This window comes from Sandarakinorhabdus cyanobacteriorum, from assembly GCF_002251755.1.
In the GTDB taxonomy this organism is placed as follows: Bacteria; Pseudomonadota; Alphaproteobacteria; order Sphingomonadales; family Sphingomonadaceae; genus Sandarakinorhabdus; species Sandarakinorhabdus cyanobacteriorum.
The window spans coordinates 1-2,133 of sequence record NZ_NOXT01000065.1 but is presented as its reverse complement, the minus strand read 5'-3'; the positions used below and the strand labels follow the sequence as shown (position 1 = coordinate 2,133).

3 protein-coding genes are annotated in these 2,133 nt (G+C 62.7%); all 3 read right to left on the bottom strand.

Annotated features, from left to right (window positions below):
- Window positions 1-1,168 (bottom strand): recombinase family protein (locus tag CHU93_RS02145; RefSeq protein WP_133064284.1); only part of this gene is annotated, 1,168 nt, incomplete at its 3' end.
- Entirely contained in the window at window positions 1,165-1,596 is a 432-nt protein-coding gene (locus CHU93_RS02140; protein WP_094472553.1) for a DUF2924 domain-containing protein, read from the bottom strand. The genes CHU93_RS02145 and CHU93_RS02140, both read right to left, overlap by 4 nt.
- Window positions 1,593-1,919 (bottom strand): DUF3489 domain-containing protein, encoded by a 327-nt coding sequence (locus tag CHU93_RS02135; protein ID WP_165768566.1) that lies wholly within the window; start codon window positions 1,917-1,919, stop codon window positions 1,593-1,595. Before CHU93_RS02135 ends, CHU93_RS02140 begins: the two co-directional genes overlap by 4 nt.
- Window positions 1,920-2,133: the final 214 nt, after the last annotated feature.

Genomic DNA, 2,133 nt, shown 5'->3' with positions numbered 1-2,133 from the left:
CTTGATTGTCGCGCATTCTCACCCTGATTGTCGCGCGACACTCGAACAGCGTCTGCAAGGCCTCACCTTCTGTAGCACCTGACAACCGGCGCAGCGCATGCTCGTCATTCAGCAGTGCAATCAGCTGGCTCGCGACGTGGCTCTCGACCTGGCCCCGCCTAAACCGCGTCGGCCTGGCGTCACCTTTGCGGGCGAGGTCCTTGCGGGTGACATAGTAGGTGTAGCGCTTGGTGCCGTTCGACCCATAGGTCGGTAACATCGGTCGTCCCTCTGGATCGAACATCAACCCTTGCAGCAGCGCGCGCTGGGGAGCGTTGGCCGGCCTTTTCCGGGCCGGGGCATTCTCGCGAAGGCGGTGCTGAACCTGGTCCCACAACTGCTCGTCAACGATGGCCTCGTGCTCACCGTCGTAAACCTTGCCCTTATGGACGATCTTGCCGCGATAGATGGGATTCTTAAGGAGGTGGTATAGGCTGCCCCTGGCAAACGGAATCCCACCGCGATGCCCAGTGCTGGTGAGAACCTGCACCTTCGTGAGAACGCCTTCGGCCCTCAATTGCGCCAGCAGTGCTGGCACTGACTGCGCCTCGAGATAGCGGCGCATGATAGTACGGACCCGTTCCGCCTCCTCGGGGACGGGCACCAATTTGCGCTCGACCACCTGGTAGCCCAAAGGCACCGGTCCACCCATCCAAAGGCCCTTGCGTTTGGACGCGGCGATCTTGTCGCGGATGCGTTCACCAGTGACCTCGCGCTCGAACTGGGCAAACGACAGCAGCACGTTGAGGGTCAGCCGGCCCATGCTGGTGGTGGTGTTGAACGCCTGGGTGACCGACACGAAGCTGGCGCCCTTGGCGTCGAGCCGTTCGACGATCTTGGCGAAGTCGGCCAGACTGCGGGTCAGGCGGTCGACCTTGTAGACCACGATGACATCGACCAATCCTGCATCGACATCGGCAAGCAGGGCCTTCAGGCCTGGCCGCTCCATGCTGCCGCCTGAAAACCCGCCGTCGTCATAACGGCTAGGAATCAGGGACCAGCCTTCATGCTTTTGGCTGAGGATGAAGGCCTCACAGGCTTCCCGCTGGGCATCCAAGCTGTTGAACTCCTGTTCCAGCCCATCTTCGGTGGACTTGCGCGTGTAGACGGCACAGCGCTTGGTTGTCATTTGCGCCGCTCCGTCAGACCGAAGAAGCGCGGACCGTTCCAGTGGGCGCCAGTGATGGCCTTGGCGATGGCGCTCAGGGATGGCCACTGCTTGCCATCGTACGCAAACCCGTCTTCCAGCACGGTCACGGTATGTCCGGCACCGCGCCAATCACGGACCAGGCGCGTGCCGGGGGTGAGCTTGCGGGGCGCCATCATGGGTCGATCGGGCGTATCGGTCTTCACTGCAGCCTGCTTCATGATGGTCTTTGTGGTCCGGCTGACCCCGCCCTGGCGCTGCTCCTGGAACTTGTAGGCCAAGCCCAGCCGAAGGAGGTCCGGCGAGATACTGGGTGCAGGCGCGCCATAGCGGCGCGCCCACCCTTCCGCCAACTTCGTTGGATCCATGTGGGCGATCTGGGCCATGGTCAGATAGAACCGGCGCGTCATTGTGCAGTGACCTCCGCAGCCACCAGCTTGTAGACCGACGCCCCATCAGCCCGGTGACTGCGTTCCAGCATACGGCCCTTCTTGCGGAGTCCGGTCAGGAAGGCGCGGCAGGTATGCGCCTGCCAGCCAGTCGCGGCGGAAAGGTCGGCAAGTGTCGCGCCGTCGCCAGCTTCGAGTAGCGCAATTACCTTGGCAGACTTCTTGGAGGGCTTGCTAGGCGGCGCAGCCGAAGCCGTATTGAGGTCCTCCGGTTCCGCGCCAATCGTATTGGATGGCTCGGATTGCAGTTCAGCAGAGAGGCGGCACCTTGGTTTGGTGGTCATTGGGTGGTCTCCGGTCGGGAGCCGCACCATGCTNCCACCCAAAGCCCTGCCGATCGAGCCGGTCAGGGCAGCGGCTAAGACGCAGCCGCATTCGCCGGAGCAGCAATGCTCAGATTCGGTTGGAAGTCCAATGGATGTGAGACTTGCGCCCTTGTGGACGCCAAAGGGCCAGCCTGAACCGCGCTGGGTTTGCCGGAGGCTATTTGGTTTGAGT

Bases quoted from the DNA above. Each gene is read 5' to 3' on its own strand.
- CHU93_RS02140 (WP_094472553.1), bottom strand. From the start codon at position 1,596: ATGACGCGCCGGTTCTATCTGACCATGGCCCAGATCGCCCACATGGAT.
- CHU93_RS02135 (WP_165768566.1), bottom strand. From the start codon at position 1,919: ATGACCACCAAACCAAGGTGCCGCCTCTCTGCTGAACTGCAATCCGAG.